The organism is uncultured Marinobacter sp. (genome assembly GCF_963974375.1).
Taxonomy (GTDB): domain Bacteria; phylum Pseudomonadota; class Gammaproteobacteria; order Pseudomonadales; family Oleiphilaceae; genus Marinobacter.
In genome coordinates, this window is sequence record NZ_CAXBDN010000388.1 from 1 (window position 1) to 2,667 (window position 2,667).

A 2,667-nucleotide genomic window follows, 5' to 3' on the forward strand; every position below is an offset into this window, starting at 1 on the left:
CCGCACCCAGAGTGCGCTGCTGGAGGCCATGGAAGAACGCCAGGTTTCCATTGAGGGTGAAACCCGGCCGTTGCCGCTGCCTTTTTTCGTTATCGCCACCCAGAACCCGGTGGAACAGGGCGGCACCTACCCGCTGCCGGAATCCCAGCTGGACCGTTTCCTGATGCGTCTGCGCCTGGGTTATCCGGACCCGAGAGCCGAACGCGCGTTGCTGGAAGGGGAAGACCGGCGCTCCATGACCGACCGGCTGAAGACGGTTATCGACGGCGCTGACCTTGAAACACTGCAGCAAGGCGTCAACCGTGTAACTACCAGTGCCGCCCTGCTGGACTACGTGCAGGCGCTGCTGGAACAAAGCCGACGGATGCCCGGCGTGGTTTACGGCCTGTCCCCCCGCGCCGGGCTCGGTCTGGTGCGGGCAGCCCGGGCCTGGGCCCTGATGCAGGGCCGCCATCATGTGCTCCCGGACGATGTGCAGAGTGTATTCCCGGCCATCGCCAGCCACCGGCTCGAACAGGGTGACGCCAGCAAGGGCGAACAGCGGGTGAAGCAGTTACTGGAACAGGTGCCGGTCATCCGCCAGTCCTGAAGTACGGCATAGCGTGGAACAATAGACCGGATTGGCGAAAACAACTGCCGCTGATTTCGATCCCTGCTAGGCTCCTTTTCACACAGCGTTTGGCAAAACCGAAGAAAAACTGCCAGTCGCGGACTGCGCCACCGTCACCGTACCCTTGAATAACGCTGGCTGGCCCCGATAATCAGATAAATGTCATTTTCAGCCAGGCTCAGAGTCCCGTGCCGACGACGGTAACCGCGCTGAGCTTCACGACTACAACTTCAGACACATCAAGAGACCCGTCATGACAGACACCAAGCACTCCCGACTCATCATCCTCGGTTCCGGCCCTGCCGGTTACACCGCTGCCGTTTACGCCGCCAGAGCCAATCTGCAGCCCACGCTGATCACCGGCATAGAGGTGGGTGGCCAGCTGACCACCACCACCGATGTGGACAACTGGCCGGGTGATGATGTCGGAGTACAGGGCCCTGAGCTGATGCAGCGGATGCTGCGCCATGCCGAGCGTTTCGAAACCAGTATCGTGTATGACACCATCAACGAAGCGGATCTGCGCAACCGGCCATTCCGCCTCAAGGGCGACAGCGGCGAGTACACCTGCGACGCCCTGATCATTGCCACCGGCGCATCGGCCATGTACCTGGGTCTTGATTCCGAGGAAGCCTTCAAGGGCAAGGGCGTATCCGCCTGCGCAACCTGCGACGGCTTTTTCTACCGCAAGCAGAAAGTGGCCGTCATCGGCGGCGGCAATACTGCCGTTGAGGAAGCGCTCTATCTGTCAAACATCGCCGAGGAAGTGACGCTGGTACATCGCCGCGACAAGCTGCGGGCGGAGAAAATACTGCAGGACAAGCTGTTTGAAAAAGAGAAGAACGGCAACGTTCGCATTATCTGGGATCACACCCTGGACGAAGTCCTGGGCGACGAAACCGGCGTCACCGGTATGCGTATTCGCAGCATGAAGGACGAAAGTACCCAGGAAATGGACCTGGCGGGAGTATTCATCGCCATTGGCCACAAACCGAACACCGGCCTGTTTGAAGGCCAGCTGGATATGGCCAACGGCTACCTGAATATTCGCAGCGGTCTCGAGGGTATGGCCACCCAGACCAGTATTCCCGGTGTGTTCGCGGCCGGCGATGTTGCCGACCATGTTTACCGCCAGGCGGTGACTTCGGCCGGCTTCGGCTGCATGGCAGCACTGGATGCAGAACGCTTTCTGGATCAACAGGCCTGACATCCCTTAAACTGCCGGAGTGGTTGCGGCTTTTGCCGGCCTGATCACTCCGGACGATTACGGAGACCATGAGCGCACTTCCCTGGATTGACCCTGACCATCTCTGGTTTCCTCCTGCCGAGGAAGCCCTGAATGAGCCTGACGGCCTGCTGGCCCTTGGTGGCGACCTGGCACCGGAACGGATTGTGCTGGCCTATCGCAGTGGCATCTTCCCCTGGTACAGCGACGACCAGCCGATTCTCTGGTGGTCGCCCGATCCCCGCTGCGTGCTCTTCCCTGCCGACATACACATTTCCCGCAGCCTCAGACGCACCCTGAACCGGGGAGCATTCACGGTAACCTCTGACCAGGCGTTCAGGCGCGTCATGCGCCTGTGTGGCAGCACCCGCCCGGAAGGCACCTGGATTACCGACGAGATGGAAACCGCCTACAACGAACTCCACCGCCAGGGCGTGGCCCATTCGCTGGAAGCCTGGAACGCCTCGGGCGACCTGGTGGGCGGTCTCTATGGCCTGGCCATCGGGCGCTGTTTTTTCGCCGAATCCATGTTTTCACTGGAAACCAATGCCTCCAGGGTGCTGATGGTCCATCTGGCGCACCAGCTTCAGCTCAGCGGCTACCAGATCGTCGACTGCCAGGTTGCCAGCGACCACCTGATCCGTATGGGCGCTACCACTATTTCCAGGCGCCAATTCTTATCTATACTTGAACACAATGTGGACCAGCAGCCAGACGCGCTGAAGTGGGCCATGGACTGGCGCTGGAACAAACAGGAGGTGTCGGCATGAGTAGCCTGAGAACGCTGGTATTTTTTGCAACACCGGCCCACGCCTGCAGCTATCTGCCTGAC

At 60.4% G+C, this 2,667-nt stretch carries 3 protein-coding genes; all 3 read left to right on the forward strand.

The genetic code is table 11. The features are described 5' to 3' along the window. The coding region (locus AAC035_RS20470) for a MoxR family ATPase (protein ID WP_339806959.1) at nt 1–589 on the forward strand (589 nt) is incomplete at its 5' end. A 274-nt stretch (nt 590–863) separates the two neighbouring features. Next, nucleotides 864–1,817: a thioredoxin-disulfide reductase gene (gene trxB, locus AAC035_RS20475; RefSeq protein ID WP_339806960.1), complete on the forward strand. Its 954-nt coding sequence runs from the start codon at nt 864–866 to the stop codon at nt 1,815–1,817. Nucleotides 1,818–1,885: 68 nt separating this feature from the next. Continuing rightward, nucleotides 1,886–2,605 carry a leucyl/phenylalanyl-tRNA--protein transferase gene (gene aat, locus AAC035_RS20480; protein WP_339806961.1) on the forward strand — a complete coding sequence of 240 codons (720 nt, stop codon included), beginning with the start codon at nt 1,886–1,888 and terminating at the stop codon, nt 2,603–2,605. Nucleotides 2,606–2,667 lie beyond the last annotated feature (62 nt).